17 protein-coding genes and 1 pseudogene are annotated in these 16,464 nt (G+C 54.5%); 6 read left to right on the forward strand and 12 right to left on the reverse strand.

Going from position 1 to position 16,464, the window contains the following annotated elements:
- Position 1: 1 nt before the first annotated feature.
- The gene (locus TW80_RS13395; RefSeq protein WP_045997949.1) at positions 2 to 703 is read left to right on the forward strand and encodes an ABC transporter ATP-binding protein; all 702 of its coding nucleotides are present in this window, start codon (positions 2 to 4) and stop codon (positions 701 to 703) included.
- A 33-nt stretch (positions 704 to 736) separates the two neighbouring features.
- Here the strand turns inward: TW80_RS13395 and TW80_RS13400 are convergent, their stop codons facing one another.
- The 3 genes from TW80_RS13400 to TW80_RS13410 are packed head-to-tail and all read right to left on the reverse strand — an operon-like array spanning position 737 to position 3,520.
- Positions 737 to 1,504, reverse strand: coding sequence for an SDR family oxidoreductase (locus TW80_RS13400; RefSeq protein WP_045997950.1), 768 nt, complete (start codon positions 1,502 to 1,504; stop codon positions 737 to 739).
- A 3-nt stretch (positions 1,505 to 1,507) separates the two neighbouring features.
- Positions 1,508 to 2,272, reverse strand: coding sequence for an SDR family NAD(P)-dependent oxidoreductase (locus TW80_RS13405; protein ID WP_045997951.1), 765 nt, complete (start codon positions 2,270 to 2,272; stop codon positions 1,508 to 1,510).
- A gap of 3 nt (positions 2,273 to 2,275) precedes the next feature.
- Entirely contained in the window at positions 2,276 to 3,520 is a 1,245-nt protein-coding gene (locus TW80_RS13410) for an acyl-CoA dehydrogenase family protein (RefSeq protein ID WP_045998179.1), read from the reverse strand.
- Between the two features lie 492 nt (positions 3,521 to 4,012).
- Here TW80_RS13410 and TW80_RS13415 point away from each other — a divergent pair, with 492 nt between their 5' ends.
- Positions 4,013 to 5,077 carry an OmpP1/FadL family transporter gene (locus tag TW80_RS13415; protein ID WP_052700988.1) on the forward strand — a complete coding sequence of 355 codons (1,065 nt, stop codon included), beginning with the start codon at positions 4,013 to 4,015 and terminating at the stop codon, positions 5,075 to 5,077.
- 34 nt (positions 5,078 to 5,111) lie between these two features.
- On the opposite strand, the gene TW80_RS13420 is transcribed toward TW80_RS13415, so the two are convergent.
- Positions 5,112 to 5,921, reverse strand: coding sequence for an IclR family transcriptional regulator (locus TW80_RS13420; RefSeq protein ID WP_045997952.1), 810 nt, complete (start codon positions 5,919 to 5,921; stop codon positions 5,112 to 5,114).
- 184 nt (positions 5,922 to 6,105) lie between these two features.
- On the opposite strand from TW80_RS13420, the pseudogene TW80_RS17890 reads away from it, so the two are divergent.
- Positions 6,106 to 6,426: pseudogene (locus TW80_RS17890) on the forward strand (FAD-dependent oxidoreductase); the annotation flags it as partial.
- Between the two features lie 369 nt (positions 6,427 to 6,795).
- Here the strand turns inward: TW80_RS17890 and TW80_RS13430 are convergent.
- A complete protein-coding gene (locus TW80_RS13430; protein WP_239450554.1) occupies positions 6,796 to 7,407 on the reverse strand; it encodes a GNAT family N-acetyltransferase in 612 nt (203 codons plus the stop codon).
- 54 nt (positions 7,408 to 7,461) lie between these two features.
- On the opposite strand from TW80_RS13430, the gene TW80_RS13435 reads away from it, so the two are divergent.
- On the forward strand, positions 7,462 to 8,472 hold the full coding sequence (locus TW80_RS13435; RefSeq protein WP_045997955.1) for an alpha/beta hydrolase family protein: 1,011 nt from the start codon (positions 7,462 to 7,464) through the stop codon (positions 8,470 to 8,472).
- Between the two features lie 189 nt (positions 8,473 to 8,661).
- Here the strand turns inward: TW80_RS13435 and TW80_RS18545 are convergent, their stop codons facing one another.
- The 3 genes from TW80_RS18545 to TW80_RS18485 form a co-directional block, all read right to left on the reverse strand.
- Entirely contained in the window at positions 8,662 to 9,477 is an 816-nt protein-coding gene (locus TW80_RS18545) for a CGNR zinc finger domain-containing protein (RefSeq protein ID WP_084625797.1), read from the reverse strand.
- A 14-nt stretch (positions 9,478 to 9,491) separates the two neighbouring features.
- Positions 9,492 to 10,055, reverse strand: coding sequence for an ester cyclase (locus TW80_RS13445; protein WP_045997957.1), 564 nt, complete (start codon positions 10,053 to 10,055; stop codon positions 9,492 to 9,494).
- Between the two features lie 353 nt (positions 10,056 to 10,408).
- On the reverse strand, positions 10,409 to 10,537 hold the full coding sequence (locus tag TW80_RS18485; protein ID WP_275041306.1) for a hypothetical protein: 129 nt from the start codon (positions 10,535 to 10,537) through the stop codon (positions 10,409 to 10,411).
- On the opposite strand from TW80_RS18485, the gene TW80_RS13450 reads away from it, so the two are divergent.
- Both TW80_RS13450 and TW80_RS13455 read left to right on the forward strand, forming a co-directional pair.
- Positions 10,536 to 10,967 (forward strand): DoxX family protein, encoded by a 432-nt coding sequence (locus TW80_RS13450; RefSeq protein ID WP_045997958.1) that lies wholly within the window; start codon positions 10,536 to 10,538, stop codon positions 10,965 to 10,967. The genes TW80_RS18485 and TW80_RS13450 overlap by 2 nt on opposite strands.
- A 112-nt stretch (positions 10,968 to 11,079) precedes the next feature.
- Positions 11,080 to 12,075, forward strand: a complete 996-nt coding sequence (locus TW80_RS13455; RefSeq protein ID WP_045997959.1) for a glutathione S-transferase family protein — start codon at positions 11,080 to 11,082, stop codon at positions 12,073 to 12,075.
- 385 nt (positions 12,076 to 12,460) lie between these two features.
- Here the strand turns inward: TW80_RS13455 and TW80_RS13460 are convergent, their stop codons facing one another.
- The 4 genes from TW80_RS13460 to TW80_RS13475 all read right to left on the reverse strand — a co-directional run bounded on the left by TW80_RS13460 (position 12,461) and on the right by TW80_RS13475 (position 16,244).
- Entirely contained in the window at positions 12,461 to 13,180 is a 720-nt protein-coding gene (locus TW80_RS13460; protein ID WP_045997960.1) for a FadR/GntR family transcriptional regulator, read from the reverse strand.
- 69 nt (positions 13,181 to 13,249) lie between these two features.
- Positions 13,250 to 14,563: a TRAP transporter large permease gene (locus TW80_RS13465; protein WP_045997961.1), complete on the reverse strand. Its 1,314-nt coding sequence runs from the start codon at positions 14,561 to 14,563 to the stop codon at positions 13,250 to 13,252.
- A 2-nt stretch (positions 14,564 to 14,565) separates the two neighbouring features.
- Positions 14,566 to 15,147, reverse strand: coding sequence for a TRAP transporter small permease subunit (locus tag TW80_RS13470; RefSeq protein ID WP_045997962.1), 582 nt, complete (start codon positions 15,145 to 15,147; stop codon positions 14,566 to 14,568).
- A gap of 71 nt (positions 15,148 to 15,218) precedes the next feature.
- The gene (locus tag TW80_RS13475) at positions 15,219 to 16,244 is read right to left on the reverse strand and encodes a TRAP transporter substrate-binding protein (RefSeq protein ID WP_084625817.1); all 1,026 of its coding nucleotides are present in this window, start codon (positions 16,242 to 16,244) and stop codon (positions 15,219 to 15,221) included.
- Positions 16,245 to 16,464 lie beyond the last annotated feature (220 nt).

Below are 16,464 nucleotides of genomic sequence, written 5' to 3' on the forward strand. Positions count from 1 at the left end.
CATGCTGGAAATCGAAAACCTGCATGCCTACTACGGTAAATCCCATGTACTTCAGGGCGTGAACATGCACATTCAAAAGGGCGAAATTGTCGCCCTACTTGGTCGCAACGGCGTTGGACGTTCAACGACATGCAAAACGGTCATCGGAGAGGTCCCCGCCCATGGATCAGTGAAGTTTAACGGCCAAGAAATTGCGGGTAAAAAGGCATTTGATATTGCACGCCTCGGGCTGGGCTATGTTCCCGAGAACCGCGACATCTTTCCAGGGCTAACGACCCGTCAGAACCTTATCCTTGGCCTCAAACCCGGCCAAAAGGACGGGCAAGGGCGTTGGTCGCTACAGGATATGTTCGACATGTTCGAGAACCTAAACAACCGTGCAGATACCGAAGCCAGCGTTCTTTCAGGTGGCGAAAAGCAGATGCTGACAATGTGCCGCGCGCTGATGGGCGATCCGGACCTCATCATGATCGACGAACCGACCGAGGGGCTCGCACCACAAATGGTGCAGCGCGTCGGTGGCCTGCTGAAAGAAATCGCAAAGCGCGGGGTCTCGACGCTATTGGTCGAACAAAAGCTCGATATTGCGTTGGATATTTCAGACCGTGTCTATGTGATGGGCCATGGGCGGGTCGTATTCGAAGGCACCCCCCAAGAGCTAAGCGCCAATGAAACAGTCCGCAAAGAATGGCTCGAGGTTTGAGACACACCGCCCCATATGAGCGGGCGGTGTAAGCTAAGTTTTCCGAAACTTACGATTAAGTTTGCGCATTCCCCCGATCCAACGCGCATAGTCGTCGGCCTTATTCTGGAAATATCCCAGCACCTCTGGATGCGGCAGCACGAGAAATCTCTCTTGTTTGATCGCATCAATACAGGCGTCAGCGACGATTTCGGGTTCTAGCAACCCATCCAGCGCCGCCACGGATGTTTCTTTGCCACGTGTCATCTCGGACCTGACCGCCTGCGGGCACAGTACCGAAACGCCGATCCCGTCGTCACCATGTGTCAATGCCAACCATTCAGCAAACCCAACCGCTGCGTGCTTGCTCACGCTATAGGGTGCGGCACCAATTTGACTAAGCAATCCAGCTGCAGATGCGGTATTTAGAATATAGCCGCCCTTTCGTGCAATCATGCGCGGCAGCATGTGTCGCGCGGCCCAAACATGAGACATCACGTTGATCTCCCATATCTTTTGCCAATCGGCATTCGGGGCCTCCGCCCCACCTTTGACCATGATGCCCGCGTTTGAACAAAACAGCCCAATTGGGCCGACCGTTGTCTCGATATGCGCAATGAGCGCGGCAATGTCGGCTTCTTTGCTAACATCAAGCCGATAAGCGATACCTCCGCAGGCGCTGGCAGTTTCATCAGCCCCAACGTTGTTGATATCTGCGCAGATGACGTGTTTCGCGCCTGCCCGAGCGAGCCTTAGGGCCAAGGCCCGCCCAATCCCGCTGGCTGCGCCTGTGACGACTGCGATTTGACCCGTGATTTCCATTTTTTAGGCCCACATATGCGTGCCGCCACAGACCGTCAGCGCCTGCCCCGTCATGTAGCTACTCTCGTCTGAGGCCAGATAAACCGCCAACCCGGAAAAATCTGACGGCTCACCCAAACGCCGCAAAGGAACGTCATTACGAGCGCGTTCTTCTGCCTCGGGGTTATCCCAAAGTTCCTTGGCAAAGTCGGTCTTGATCACGCCTGGACAAATGGCGTTGCAACGTATGCCCTTGGGGCCGAACTCAAGCGCAAGATTGCGCACCAGCCCGATCAACGCCAGTTTGGACATCCCATAATGGCCAAGCATATCAGACGGCTGGTACGCGCCCACTGATGCCGTAAAGATCATTGATCCGCGACCTTTGGCAATCATATCAGGGGCAAGTAGCTGCGCCAGCCACAGGTTTGACTGCACATTGGAGGTCATAATTTTGTCATAGGCAGCATCAGGAATTTCAGATGTCTTGCCGTAGTATGGGTTCACGCCCGCATTTCCGATGAGGATATCGACCGGGCCAACGGCGGATCGGGTCCGCGCGACCAATGTTTCTAACTGATCACGGTAGCCGACATTGGCGGCAATCCCGATTGCACATGCACGCCCGGTCGTTTCGTTAATTTCCGCAGCTGCGACATCAAGCTGGTCTTGCTTGCGCGATGAAATCACGACCTGCGCCCCTTGCGCAGCCAGCGCCTTTGCCATGGCCAGCCCCATGCCCTTGGAGGCACCCGTTAGCAGCGCAGTTCTTCCCGTTAAATCAAACATCGATTAGCCCCCTGAACGCGCATTAGACGCCTGAAACGATTTGACCTCTGCACGGGCAACCACTGCATGGTGAACCTCGTCCGGGCCATCAGCAAAGCGCAAAGTCCGCTGATTGGCGTACATTTCTGGCAACTCAGTCCATTGTGACATCCCGGTTGCGCCGTAAATCTGGATGGTTTGGTCAATTATCTGGCAGACTTTTTCAGGGACCATCGCCTTGATCATCGAAACCCAAATTCGCGCCTCTTTGTTGCCGAGCGTATCCATCGCTTTGGCTGCCTTGAGGACCATCAGACGGCAGGCCTCGATCTCGATGCGGGCGCGCGACAAGGTTTCCATATTCTTGCCAAGGTCAATCAGCTTTTTGCCAAAGGCGACCCGGCTCAGCCCACGCTCCATAAACATATCGAGCGATTTTTCAGCCATACCGATTGACCGCATACAATGGTGAATACGTCCCGGCCCTAAACGCAACTGGCTAATCTCAAACCCGCAGCCCTCGCCCATGAGTATATTTTCTTTGGGAACACGAACATTGTTAAGACGCAGGTGCATATGCCCGTGCGGGGCGTGATCCGCCCCAAACACAGTCATCGGCCCTATAATTTCTAATCCGGGTGCGTCCATCGGGATCAGAATCTGTGACTGTTGGCGAAACGGTTCGGCTTCGGGCGAGGTTTTGACCATACAGATCATCACCTTGCATCGCGCGTCGCCTGCCCCCGAAATGTAATATTTCTCTCCGTTGATCACCCAGTCATCGCCATCCAACACTGCAGACGTCTGGATATTACGCGCATCTGAGGAGGCATGTTCAGGCTCTGTCATGGCAAAGCATGAACGGATTTCACCTGCCAAGAGAGGCTTCAGCCAACGTTCCTTTTGCGCCGCTGTGCCAACCCGTTCCAACACCTCCATATTGCCAGTATCTGGCGCAGAGCAATTCAACGTCTGCGAAGCGAGCGGGTTCTTACCCAATTCAAACGCGATATAAGCGTAATCAAGGTTCGATAGCCCTTCTCCGGTTTCCGCATTTGGCAAAAAGAAATTCCACAGCCCAGCATCGCGCGCCTTTTGCTTTGCGCCTTCCAGCAATTCGGTCTGACGTTCTGATAATGACCAGCGCGCGTCGCCGGGCAGCGCCGTGTCATAGAATTCTTGCGTGATCGGTTCCACGTTTTCTGCAATATGCTTTACCACAGCAGCGAGCAAAGGCTTGGCCTTGTCGGACATCTCAAGGTTATTCATTTCAAAAGGCGTATTGGTATGTGCCATGCATGCTCCTCGCGGCGTATGAATTGAGGCACCCAAAAGCCGGAAGCATAGGGGGGCGTGCGCCAAACACGTTTCGCTCGCCGTGGTCGCGACCGAATGACACCTCCTCCCCCTTGGCGCGCGGATGCGCGCTGCAAATCGACCCCCTAATGCCCGATTGCCTTTACCTTAGTAAGCGGGACACCCTTTGCCAATACCGCATTGCGAAATTTTATTCTGCATTTACCAGATGATCGAAGAAAACCAAACGCGGCATGATCTGAACACCTAGCCGAATCAAGATAGTTTTCGATCACTTCTCTTATAATATAGGTCTTTCTGGCATCTTCGCTGCGGCGCACACGAAACACTAATTCATAAATATACACGTTTTGCGAAATTATGTTTCGCATTTTTGTTGACTCAAACACCCGACTGGCAAAGTCTAGGACCCACGCACCACACAGGTGCAATAGGGAGGAAATAATGAACAAGAATTCATCAAAAGTTCTCATTGGTACGTTGCTCGCGACCTGCGCATTTGGGGTATTGCCTGCGATTGCAGGCACGCCAGAGAGGTCAGGCCAATCCGTCACACCGCTCTTCGAGCGTGGCACATACGGCGAACTGACATTCTCGGCCGTTTCGCCAGATCTGACAGGTGAAACCGCGGGCGGGGATAGCATCAGCGATCTCGGCGATACTTACTTTGGGTTTGGAGGAGCCTTTAAGAAAGATATCAACGAGCAACTTTCGTTTGGTGTGATCTTTGACCAGCCTTGGGGCGCCGACATTACCTATAACGGCGACGCAACGAATGGCGTATTTACCGATTCAAATACCGAATGGAACAGTGCGGCAATCACCGCGCTCGCGCGGTACAAGCTAAGCGGCGGCTTTAGCCTCCATGGTGGCATTCGCGCCGAGCAACTTGAGATTGACGTAAATCTACCCGCCGCAGGCGCAGAAAACACAATCGAGCAAAGCACCGGCTTTGGCTATTCTGTTGGCGCTGCGTATGAAGTTCCAGCCAAGGCTGCACGAATATCGCTGACCTATCATTCCGCAGTCGAACACACCGCCGATGTGTCGTTCAATGGTGCAGATGATGGTGAAACGACTTTTGAAATGCCTGCTTCGCTTAATCTCGAAATGCGGCATGCAATCTCGCCGACAACAATCATATTTGGCAGCGCACGCTACATCGACTGGACCTCGCTGGACATTAACACGACAACCTTTGGCGATTTGGTCGGATATACAGACGACACATTGCAAACCTCATTTGGGGTGGGCAAAGGATTTAGCCGCGAATGGGCAGGTGCAATTACTGTGGACTATGAACAACCCACAGATAGCCCTGTATCCGATCTGTCACCGACAGATGGAAAATTCGGGTTAGGGATCGGTGCGACCTATACGATGGATCAGACCAAAATTTCCGGGCTGGTCAAGATCATCAGCAATGGCGATGCGGTTTCCAATGCAGGCAGCAATTTTAACGACAACACCACGATGGCCGTTGGATTTAAGATCGCACGCACTTTCTAAACTTATACGATCGGTGGGGCACTGCCCCACCGCTTTAGCGTTGCGGTTGCGCCGCCCCATAAGAGAGCCGTTCGGTCGCTGCCAATATCCGCGGACCATAGACGTCGATCAATTCGGATGGGCTGACCAAGAATGAGGGTCCGCCGAGGTTCACACCAAAGGTGCGATCACCATTCAGCGAGAAAACAGGCGCAGCAACTCCGTTCACCTCAGGGAGCCAGCCACCAAATGATGTGCAAAACCCATAACGTTCGTAGTCTTCCAGCGCTTGTTTGAGGCCATCGCGAATGCGCCCCTCGTCATCGGGACGTTCATTAATCGCCGTGTTTAGCATGACCTGCCGCTCGTCCTCTGGCATTGTGGCCAGAACCACGCGACCGATGGCGCTGTGGAATAGCGGCAAACGCGCACCGATATTATTACTGAGCGAAACCGCCTGCTGGCTCCGGCGTACGGCCGTATAAATCACCGACATTCTAAATCGCTCACCAAAGGACGCCGTCAAATGCGGATTAGGACCCGAACACAGCTCGATCAGCTCGTCGGTTGCACGATCCGATACTTCGATCCCAGAGAGCACGCCAAACCCAAGCGCGAGAACGCCACTGCCCAAACGGTAGGTCCCCGTGCGTTCCGAATAGACAAGATATTCAAGCTTACAAAGCGTATACGTCAATCGAGAGATCGTCGGCTTTGGCAGACCCGTCCGCGTTGCGATTTCAAGGTTTGTTAGCGTCGTTTCATGAGGGCGAAACGCACGTAGAATATCAAGCCCACGGGCAAGCGCCGAGACAAACTTTCGGTCCTCATCACCGTCGATCTCATTCAGATGTTCCTCCGCCATGGCGCTCTTTTGTCCTCTCCGTCCTGTCAGAATTGCATCCTGATCAATGTCGCACCCCATGTCTATGCGCCCCGAAAGAAAAGGCCAATTGCTTTTCACTTTGATCACTTAACATGCCGCGCGCATTGACTTGTCGGCCGGCCCCCGATCATGCTGAACCCAGCACAATGATCAGAGCACCGCAGTGACACAACGCCAAATAACCGAACCCGCCCGCGAAACACCTGTGATCCACGAAACCGATGTCTTGGTGGTTGGCTCTGGGCCCGGCGGCTTGGCTGCCGCGATCGCTGCGGCGCGTTGCGGGGTGCAGGTGACTTTGCTCGAACGGTTTGGATGTTTTGGCGGAAACATCACGGTAGTCGGGGTCGAAGGGTTTGCCTGGTATCGCCACGAAGCAACCGTCGAAGCAGGTGGTATCGGATGGGAGTTTGAGCAGCGCGCCAAAGAGATGGGTGCCGCCGTGCCCGAAAGCCAGTCACTGAATTACGAGCTTGATAGCGAGGTGTCACTGTGCCCTAAATTACTGGATATCCCCAGCATGCTGTCGGGAGGTTTCAAGGATGCTTTCCGCACCCCTGAGAAGCTCACCGCGGTCCGCGGTTGCATAGAGTTGATTGATCGCTTGCCTTGCCGCCGTGAGATACGCGGGCTGAGGAAAGACGCGGCGCAAATTCGTTCAACAATAGAGAGCTATCCTGTAGCCCTGTGTACAGAAGCCGACACTTGATCAAGGTGCTGCCTTCAATACTCTGGGCGCTGCTCCGCTATTCGTCGCGGTTGCAAACGTTGGTTGGCTCAATTGTGATCACCAACATCTGATGCGCAGCACCGCGCACTTTCGCCTATTTCTCGAGGCAGACCGCAAGACGCGTCATCGGCTGACGTTTTTTGTCATTTGTGCTGCGGAAGAAAAACCGAATATCAGTTTCAGCGGACCTAGTGATAAGACAGATCGCTCTGAATATCCCTCTCGTTCATAGAGAGCACGGGCGCGCGGATTGGTATCGATAACATCGAGGCGGATACGCTGCATTTTCAACTCTGCCGCATGCGCTTCCACGGCCTGCAAGAGTGCCGTACCTACCCCTTGCCCTCTGGCCTTAGGCTCAACAAAAATGCCGTCCATTAGCAGCGTTCCATCGGCGCAGTCCCGTTCCAAAACGTGGATCAGACCGCCGCGCAATATAGCGCCAATCCAACCATAGATCCGCGCAAGATCTCTAATTCCGCCCCCGACGAGTGCGCCGTGCGCTGATTTGAAACCCGCCATGCCCAGAAACTGCCCGTCATGCGATACAGCGCAGATGGCATGGGTCGGATCCAGAACGCTTTCGATGAAGGACAATGCCTTCGCTTCTGGCCCAAGCGGATACCTGAGTTTCCGTGAAAAGGCGCGCCAATATCCTTGAGCCGCCTGTTGGCGGTGTTCCGGCCGCAGACCCATTTCAACGATAAACGGTTCGGATCGATCTATTGTTTTCAAGTCGGACGCCTCCTATGTCTCGATTGAATTGGGTATGAAGATCGCTGATTTCAAATGATATTGCGGCATATTCTGGTGGTCGGGATTGGTCTGCCCTTGACGGGGGCGCTCATTCTCTGGCGCCTGGCCGATCATGATCTAGAACACCGGCTGAGCGAGGCATTCGCCGTCACCGTCTCTGGCGACCAGCTGACAGGCACGCTCTGGCTGCCTGATGATAATGCTACGGCTGTCGTCGCCTTCGTTCACGGCGACGGCCCGCAAGACCGGACCATGGCAGGTGGCTATGCCCCGATGATCAATGCTCTTCTTGATCGCGGGATTGCGGTTGCATCCTGGGACAAGCCCGGCGTCGGTTCTTCAGAGGGAAATTGGCTGGACCAATCGATGTCAGATCGGGTCGTTGAGACCCAAGGCGTTCTACAATTTCTGAAAGGTCGATTTGAGGGGCCGGCTATCGGTGCGCTTGGGTTCTCGCAAGCCGGGTGGGTTTTACCGAACCTGACTGACGATGATGTAGATTTCCTGATCCTGATTGGCGCTGCAGTGTCTTGGAAAGACCAAGGTGTGTATTTCACGAAAGCACGGCTGCGCGCAGAAGGATATGGTGCGCAAGAGATTGAGGCCGTGCTTGCAGAACAGGGCAGAGAGAACGCCCGCGCATTTGGCAGAGATGCGACCGTAGATGACGCCCCGGCAGGCATGACGCCCGACCGTTGGCGATTTATCCACCAGAACCAAAACGCAAATGCGCGACGGGCGCTCTCGGTACTGGGCCCACCTCTTCTGGCGCTCTGGGGGGCGGAAGATCTGAATGTTGACCCAAAGGCAAATGCCGCAATCTACGCCGAGCTGCTTGATGGGCAAGACACGTCCACCCGTATCGCGATCCTGCCCAACGCGACCCACGGGCTTTTGAAAGCACCAACCTATAACTGGCAACTCACCAAAGACTGGTCGCCCTATGCCGTCGCCAGATTCCTCGTAGAAGGGCGCCACGCCTTCGCACCTGGCGCCCTTGAGACGATTGCCGATTGGATCGAGAACCGTTCGGTAACGCCATAGACGACATCGTGCGCATTGAAGGCCAACTTCTGGGGAACGATTGGTCATTGGAACGCTTTACGCGGTTCCCACGAACGGAAATGTCACCCCTTTGAACTCGTATACTCGCAGTCTCGCCGGTATCTCAAATTACAGCAGCATGCTCTTATTGCCTTCGATGCTGGGGGGACAATAAGCGCACAGAACCATTCACGACCTTTGGACATTTGCTGACTGCCGCTTTCTATGCGCCGCCACTTTATGCCGGTTACCGCAAGTTGACATATTGCACCAACGACGGCCCCGCCCTCTTCCCGAATTCAAGAAGAACCAACTACATCTTTCACATTGGCGCAGTTTTGCCACCTCTGGGGAACTGAGAAACCCTTCCACAAGCAAGACAAATCGGTCGGTCCAGTAGTGGCTATTGCTGCCGATGGTTTTCCATCTGGCTGGCATTACGCTCAGATCCAAATGCGCGCGTCCTATCGAAGACTTCAACTGTGCCTCGAACGCCTGAAGGTCGCCAGACTCGGCTATGGCATTGCCCATTGAGGAGGAAAGAACGCGATGTGCAAGCTCCCGAAACCTGACGAGCGAATCCACGTCATCTTGTGATGGCGCGCTGCTTTTTTCGCCGTCATCCCCACAGCCGCTGGCAGCGAGCCAATCACGCAGCGCGTCCGGTGACGCAATCAAATTGTGTGACCGCGACTTATCAGTGTCCCCAACGGTATTGAGGAAATCCACGGCCATATGCCCCCCGACAAAATTGTCACTCGACCACATTGTAACCTCATCAATCGTTTTATTGGTTACCCTCATTGCGGAAAGATGTAACCACTTACTTACGCATAAACCATTACTGGAGATTTGCCATGCTGTCGCTATCCGAACGTTACGATCACAATGGGCAAACCATTGCCTGAACGAGGCCAAAGACTGCTTCTTCGACAACTGACAACACTTGCCTCGGGAATTGGAAATGCAAAGCGCCGCCCACATCCGGGAGCGGCGCTTCATCATTGGCTGTGCGTGGGTCAGTCGATCAGGCCAATCTGCTTATAGAAGGCGTGGTTGTCCCAGAATAAGAACTCTTCATCCATGACACCCTCTTCAGTCCAGTGGCCGATGGTTGCCATGGTCAGCTTATAGCTTTTTCCAGTGGGTTCGATGAATTGGTCCGGGCCAATCTGCATCGGTTCGGAGAACGTGCCCTCGATAACGCCGACGACGCCTGTCCACTCGCCCTGGCCGATGCGGATGGGGTGGGTTTCGATACGGGTGTCGGGGGCGAATGTGAAGAAGGCTTGCAGATCTTCGATATGCACCTCAATACCTTCGGTCACACGACCATCCGGCCAATGGACCTTGATGTCTTCGGCGTGGCTTTCATGAAGTCGTTCCCATTGCTGGTTAGAGAACACCTCGAAATCGAGGGTATCGAAGGTCTCTAAGTTAGCTTCGATTCTGGCATCCTCAGCCTGACGGGCGGCCAGTTCGGCGAGTGCCGCCAGTGTAGCGGCGTTGTCATCGGCCGACGCCGGAACGACGCCGTAGGCAATTAGGGCTGCGGTAGCTAAAGCTTTGATTTTTTTGGTCATAGTGGTCTCTCCTCTTCAGGGTTGGCGCATCCCGTTGATGCGTTGCCAAAAGAAGTAACGATGAACAATTTCGCAGAAAATGTTGAATTTATTGTTTCACTCTCTTCATTTTGTTCTCAATTGAAAGATGTCTACAGGCGCCCTGACCAGCGAATATCCTCCACCTCGAAATCAATCTGCGCGCTTGTTGCACTGCACGTCGCGACCTTCCTCCTACCCTACTCAAACTTCGAAGCTGGGGATCGCCCCCCCCAACGGAGCCCGCTACAGCCATTTTCACGGCGGAGCGGGCGGAGTTCAATTCGAAGCAGCCTTCGACCTACACCGACTGTTCTACGGCATAATTAAGAACATCATGAGGATAGTGTTACGCCGATAATACCATTTTGTTCTCTATCTGCGGTGCATAGCTTGGCGTCAGTTTCAACCAGCCCCAATCCAATACGACGCAGCGGGCTATCGACCGAAAGGACCAATGACATGACGACTCAAACCTCCCCCGTATCCGCCGATTATGCAGCCACTTTGCTGCGTCTCACCAGTGGCGGGCTTTTCCTGGCCCATGGCCTTCTAAAGGTGAAGGTGTTCACCGTCGCCGGTACGGTAGGCTTCTTTGAGAGCCTAGGCCTGCCAGGAGTCCTGGCTTATTTGACCATCGCAGCAGAGATCGGCGGCGGATTGGCCCTGATCACGGGTGTCGCGGTCCGGCTGGTGTCGCTGGCCCTGATCCCGGTGCTGCTGGGGGCGACATGGGTGCATGCCGGAAATGGGTGGCTGTTCTCTGCCGAAGGTGGCGGCTGGGAGTTCCCGCTGTTCTGGGCCGCAGCGCAGATCGCCATCGCGATCCTTGGCGCGGGTACATTCGCACTGCGCATTCCCGCGCTGAGCCGCGCTTTGGGCCAATTCGCCTGACGTGTCCCCATTATTTGCTGACCAAATACACACATAATGTCTAGCCTCGCATACCCTCCCCCAAATGCCGGTTCAGCCCTGAGCTGCATAAGAAACTGAAAAGGAATAGAAAATGCTTATCGACGGAAAATGGGTCGAGAACTGGCAGCCTGTCCAGAAGGCCGACAAAAAAGGTCGGTTCGTGCGCCAAGTGTCAAGTTTCAGGAACTGGATCACGCACGATGGCAGCGCTGGCCCCACTGGCGAAGCGGGCTTTGAGGCGGCTCCGGGACGCTATCGGCTGTATGTTGCCCTGATCTGTCCCTGGGCCTCGCGCTGCTTAATGGCCCGCAAGCTAAAGGGCCTTGAAAAGATGGTGGAGGTTACGGTCGTCAACCCTGTTTTGACCGAGCAGGGCTGGCAGTTTGGCAGCTATCCCGGTGCCGACGAAGACCCGCTGTTCGGGGCACGCTACATGCACGAGATCTATACGCAAGCCGACCCCAGCTTTACCGGGCGCGCGACCGTTCCTGTGCTTTGGGACACCAAGCGTAATGTGATGGTGAACAACGAAAGTGCCGACATTCTGCGGATGTTCGACACGGCGTTTGAGAAACTGGTGCCGTCCGATATTCGCCTGTACCCCGATAATCTGGTGGCAGAAATCGATGCGTTGAACGGCACGCTCTACGATCAGTTCAACAACGGCGTCTACAAGGCTGGGTTTGCCAGTTCACAAGAAGCATATGACGAGGCAGTCCTCGGCGTGTTTCAGACGCTGGATATGCTGGAGGGCCAGTTGACCGGTGACTATCTACTGGGCGATGAGCTGACGGAGGTGGACATCCGTGCGTTCGTTACCCTAATCCGCTTCGATGCCGCCTATCACGGTCTGTTCAAAACTAATCTGCGCCAGATTGCCGACTATCCGAGGCTGACCGACTACCTGAAGCGGATCCTGCAGCTGCCGGGCGTGGGCGAGACGGTCAACATGGATCACATCACCCGCGGCTATTACTCCGTCAAGGCGCTGAACCCGACGGGTATCAGGCCGATTGGTCCGGCACATGTCGAGGAGTTGATCGCAGCCAGTCGGTTGCCGTCAGAGGAATCCCCCCTATTCGAATGACGCAGCATATCGTGGATGGCTGACGCGGAAGTGCCGCGTTCAAGTTTCAGCGCCCCATTTTGCCGGAAATTACGCAAGTACGCTGTCGACCATCGGGAAAAAAACGTGCACAGCTACCGGCAGGGTCGAAGACCTGACCGGGCGTTCACTCGCAACTGGCACCACCACATGCACGGTTCACAAGCTTGGAAGCTAGGGCATGACATTATCGCGCTCATTAGCTGCACTTGTTTGACGGCCATGCTGGTCGCTGTTCGGTAGGCCTCCAGGGATATGGCGTCGAAAATGACGGTCTTTTTTCAATGTGCCCGACGGCCAAACTGATAATCATCCCAGCACACCGCGATTATTAAATCTTTCGCAATAGTGCGGCCCACTCTGTCCGTTATCCTGACATTGACTCGACATCCGTCGGCGAAGCGAATGTGGAAAGTCCGGCGCGCAGGTGGCTCCGCATCAAGTATTGATAGGCCAGACTATCAGAGTCCTCTATGGCGCGCAAAATGGCCTCGTGCTCAAGAAAGGTTTCGCCCTGGATAATGCGGCGCGTCTTGCCGCGCTGCATTATGCGTAGGATGACAGGAGTCATAAGCCTGTAGATATCAAGAATGGATTTATTGCCAGTAAGGGCCAGCAGTCCGGTGTGGAACTCCAGATCACATTGTGACGCCTCAACCATGTTCGGCGCTTCAACCATTTGCTGGTTGATCTCGCGCAGCGCGACGATGTCTTTTGGGGTCGCCGTATCAAAGACGTTCAGAACAACGCCGATCTCGACTAATTCACGGAACCCCTGAATATCGTCGAATGTTTTGCGTGATATCTCGGCGACGTTGAACGATAGGATATCAAAGGCGCGGTTCATCCGGTGATCAACGATGGTAGCTCCCACCTTCGGTCGCACATCGACAATGCCATAGGCCTTGAGCATGCGCATCGCCTCGCGCACAGTGTTGCGACTAGTCGCAAATTTCTCACAGAGTTCCCGTTCGGTGGGCAGCTTGTCCCCGACGGTCAAACCATCCGTCTCAATCAACTCGCGGATCTGGCCTACCACGTGTTCGACGGCCGAACCGCTATCGAGTTCACCAGATGTTTCGTCCAACGCGCAATACCCCCAAGATGATCTGACGGCCCGCGACCCTTCGGGACGCAGGACGTTTCTGCCTTTTTGTCATCTAACAGCCCACGTCGCAATCGGCGGATAAAAGAGAATGATCGCTAGCACCACCAGCTGGATCGCGATAAACGGCAGAAGAGCGGTGTAGATATGCTTGAGTGTGATATCCTTCGGCGCCACACTCTTTAGATAAAACGCTGCAGGACCAAAAGGCGGCGTCAAGTACGAAACCTGCATATTGACCGCGAATAATATGCCGAACCAAATCGGATCGTACCCTAGCTGCACCACGATCGGCACAAAGATGGGAAGCGTCAGCAATGCAATCCCGATCCAGTCAAGAAACATTCCCAAGACCAGTAGTATCAGCATCATCACCATGATGATCACTACCGGCGGCGCATCAAGCGCGAGGATGGACTGAGAGACGAACCGGTTGCCCCCCATCAGGTTATAGACCCCGACCAGCACCGCCGCAGCAATCCCGATCCAGATGATCATGCCACATGTTTCGAGCGTGTGGACAAGGCTGTCTTGCATCATCTTGAAACTCAACTCGCGTCGGAAAAGCGAAATGATCATCACCGCCGATACGCCCATCGCAGCCGCTTCGGTGATGGAAGCAATCCCGCCATAGATTGACCCAAGAACCACCACAACGATCAGCAAAGGTGCCCCGAGCGAGCGCAGCGCACTCCACAGCGATTCCTCGGCTGCCTCCTCGTTGGACATGGGTGGCCCCAACTGCGGATTGCGCCAGCACATGAAAAGAACGTACGCGACATAAAAGGCCAGTAGCAACAGTGCGGGCGTAATCGCCGCCACAAAGAGATCAGCGATCGACACACTGGCGACCAGTCCGAAGATGATCAAGACGATCGACGGCGGCATCATAGTGCCTAGCGAGCCTCCGGCGCAAACGACACCGATCGAAAGGTTCCGGTCGTAGCCCAGACGCAGCATTTGCGGCAGCGCCAAGATGCCGAGCAGCACGATCTCTCCGCCGATGACGCCTGACATCGCAGCCATGAGGATCGCTACGATCAGCGTTTGCACTGCGACGCCACCAGGTAGGCGCCCGGCCAGAATGCGCATGCCGTTAAAGAGCGACCTGGCGATGCCAGAGCGATCCAGCATCGCTGCCATCAGAATGAACATCGGAATGGCGACCAGCGAGTATTCCGTAATGAACCCAAATATCCGTGACGTCACCAGCGGCAGCGCCGCAGTGCCGAACCAGCCAAAGGTAAAGGCCAGCGCAACGAGACCCGTGACCCAGGCAAGAGGCTGCCCCGTTAAAAGCAACAGAAAGATCGATGCGACCAACAGATATGAGCCGTATTCGATGCCAAGCGCGTTCAGGCCCATATTTAGTGCTCCGCCTTTGATGTGAATGTGTTTTGAGAGACATCTCGGCGGATCGCAGCGATCAGGTGAAAAAGTGTCTGCACGAACATGACAACCACACAGATCATCACAAGCATTTTCAGCAAGGCAGGGGTTGGCGGGTTCCATGAGGTGCCCGTGCCTTCCAGCCGCAACTCGCCCGTTGGCGTAAACCATGACTTTCCGACCATCGTCCAGCTGGCAAAGGAAAGACCCGCAAAAAAGACCAATGCGATGCAGGAATTGATGATATCCAGCATCCGGCGACGGCGCGGGCTAACAGCATCGTAGATCATGCGCACGCGGATATGTTTGTCGCGCGCCAAGGCGATAGGACCACCCAACAGGAAAATCGCGGCGATCAGAAATGTAGTCGTCTCATGGGCCCAGTAGGTCGGAGTATCGAAGACATATCGCGAAATCACCTCAATGACGGTAATCACAAATGCTACGAAGATAGCCCAAGCAAAAAACTTGGTTGATGACGCGACATGTCGATCCAACCCAGTCCGGGTATCGGTATCTACATCTTTGATCTCGGAATTAATTTCAGCCGCATCCACCATGATGTGCCAGCCCTCCTTTCGCAAACCAGTCTTGCGCCCGCCACATCACATGACGGACGCATTTTGTTGTATCAGAGCAGGTTTCGGCCGCGCAGATATGACGTCACAGCATCATAGTAGCGCTGTGTCATCTCTGTGCGCGGCGCCCAGTTCTGCCATTCTTCCTGTGCAATGCGACGGAATTTGGCGCGCTCATCACCGGACCAGTTGATGATTTCGATGTCGGGATTTGCACGGGCTTCTTCTACGGCAGCCGCGTCTAGCTGACGAACAGAATAGATGTGATTAAAGCTGAACTGCTGCACAGAGGCTGTAAGAATGGATTGAAGATCTCCTGGTAAGCCGTCCCAGATTTCCTTGTTGATCGACACGTCAATCATAGGCAGCGAATGGAAACCAGGATAAAGCGGATAGTTCGCGATATCGTTCATCCCCAGCGCCTGGTTAGTTGCAAAGACGGTGTTGTCAGCCGCATCAACCACTCCTTTGTCCAGAGCCGAAAATATCTCGGACCCTGGCAATGACACGGGTGCCGCACCTGCCTTGGTGAAGATTTCGAAGACCATGCCTTCGGGGGCACGCATTTTGACGCCCTGTAAGTCTTCGACCGCACGGATCGGCACACGGGATACAAAGGCCTCAGGCTCTGTTGCAGCTGCGCCGATGAAATGTACACCGTAAGGCTCAACCAGTTCAGAATAAAGCTCGTTACCGCCGCCGCTTTCCATGAAGCCCAGCAGTTCAAAGGGATCGCTCCATGCGCCAACGAGGTTGCCCATCATCGCGAAAGCCGGATCCTTGCCGGAAAAGTAGCTCGGGTCGGTCAGATGCCCTTGCAGAATGCCGGCACCGACGGCGTCCAGCGTATCCGTGTGCGGCACGACGGAACCAATCGGCAAAATCTCTACTGCAATACGTCCACCGGACAGCGCGCCGACTTCCTCGGCCCATTTCTGTTTGTTGACGAAACCGGGTTCGCCCGCGGTTTCAGATGTCTGGAATGTCCAGTTGTAATCCTGCGCCGTGGCAGCACCAGTAAATCCAAAGACCGAAACTGCAAGCGCAGCTATACTGGTCAGCTTCTCAATAAAGCGCATCTCCATACCTCCCATTTGTTGATGCTTAAATCTCGTGCTTAGTCTCACGGGCGGAGATAAAATCCTCCACCGTGATGTCAAAAACTACGCATGGTCGACATATCAAAGCAACAACAGTTTGTGGAAAATCAGGCTTTTCATCCTACAAATGCATAGTTTTAAGAATATTTCGCGAGGTTATGACATGATTTTTCTTCCAATGCGGAGCAAATTGAAGTCA

Source organism: Loktanella sp. S4079 (genome assembly GCF_000967725.1).
Taxonomy (GTDB): Bacteria; Pseudomonadota; Alphaproteobacteria; order Rhodobacterales; family Rhodobacteraceae; genus Yoonia.

What these genes read in the sequence shown, in the direction of transcription:
- TW80_RS13395 (WP_045997949.1), top strand. Translation starts at nt 2, where the DNA reads ATGCTGGAAATCGAAAACCTGCATGCCTACTACGGTAAATCCCATGTA.
- TW80_RS13400 (WP_045997950.1), bottom strand. Translation starts at nt 1,504, where the DNA reads ATGGAAATCACGGGTCAAATCGCAGTCGTCACAGGCGCAGCCAGCGGG.
- TW80_RS13405 (WP_045997951.1), bottom strand. Translation starts at nt 2,272, where the DNA reads ATGTTTGATTTAACGGGAAGAACTGCGCTGCTAACGGGTGCCTCCAAG.
- TW80_RS13410 (WP_045998179.1), bottom strand. Translation starts at nt 3,520, where the DNA reads ATGAATAACCTTGAGATGTCCGACAAGGCCAAGCCTTTGCTCGCTGCT.
- TW80_RS13415 (WP_052700988.1), top strand. Translation starts at nt 4,013, where the DNA reads ATGAACAAGAATTCATCAAAAGTTCTCATTGGTACGTTGCTCGCGACC.
- TW80_RS13420 (WP_045997952.1), bottom strand. Translation starts at nt 5,921, where the DNA reads ATGGCGGAGGAACATCTGAATGAGATCGACGGTGATGAGGACCGAAAG.
- TW80_RS13435 (WP_045997955.1), top strand. Translation starts at nt 7,462, where the DNA reads ATGATATTGCGGCATATTCTGGTGGTCGGGATTGGTCTGCCCTTGACG.
- TW80_RS18545 (WP_084625797.1), bottom strand. Translation starts at nt 9,477, where the DNA reads ATGATGAAGCGCCGCTCCCGGATGTGGGCGGCGCTTTGCATTTCCAAT.
- TW80_RS13445 (WP_045997957.1), bottom strand. Translation starts at nt 10,055, where the DNA reads ATGACCAAAAAAATCAAAGCTTTAGCTACCGCAGCCCTAATTGCCTAC.
- TW80_RS13450 (WP_045997958.1), top strand. Translation starts at nt 10,536, where the DNA reads ATGACGACTCAAACCTCCCCCGTATCCGCCGATTATGCAGCCACTTTG.
- TW80_RS18485 (WP_275041306.1), bottom strand. Translation starts at nt 10,537, where the DNA reads ATGTCATTGGTCCTTTCGGTCGATAGCCCGCTGCGTCGTATTGGATTG.
- TW80_RS13455 (WP_045997959.1), top strand. Translation starts at nt 11,080, where the DNA reads ATGCTTATCGACGGAAAATGGGTCGAGAACTGGCAGCCTGTCCAGAAG.
- TW80_RS13465 (WP_045997961.1), bottom strand. Translation starts at nt 14,563, where the DNA reads ATGGGCCTGAACGCGCTTGGCATCGAATACGGCTCATATCTGTTGGTC.
- TW80_RS13470 (WP_045997962.1), bottom strand. Translation starts at nt 15,147, where the DNA reads ATGGTGGATGCGGCTGAAATTAATTCCGAGATCAAAGATGTAGATACC.
- TW80_RS13475 (WP_084625817.1), bottom strand. Translation starts at nt 16,244, where the DNA reads ATGCGCTTTATTGAGAAGCTGACCAGTATAGCTGCGCTTGCAGTTTCG.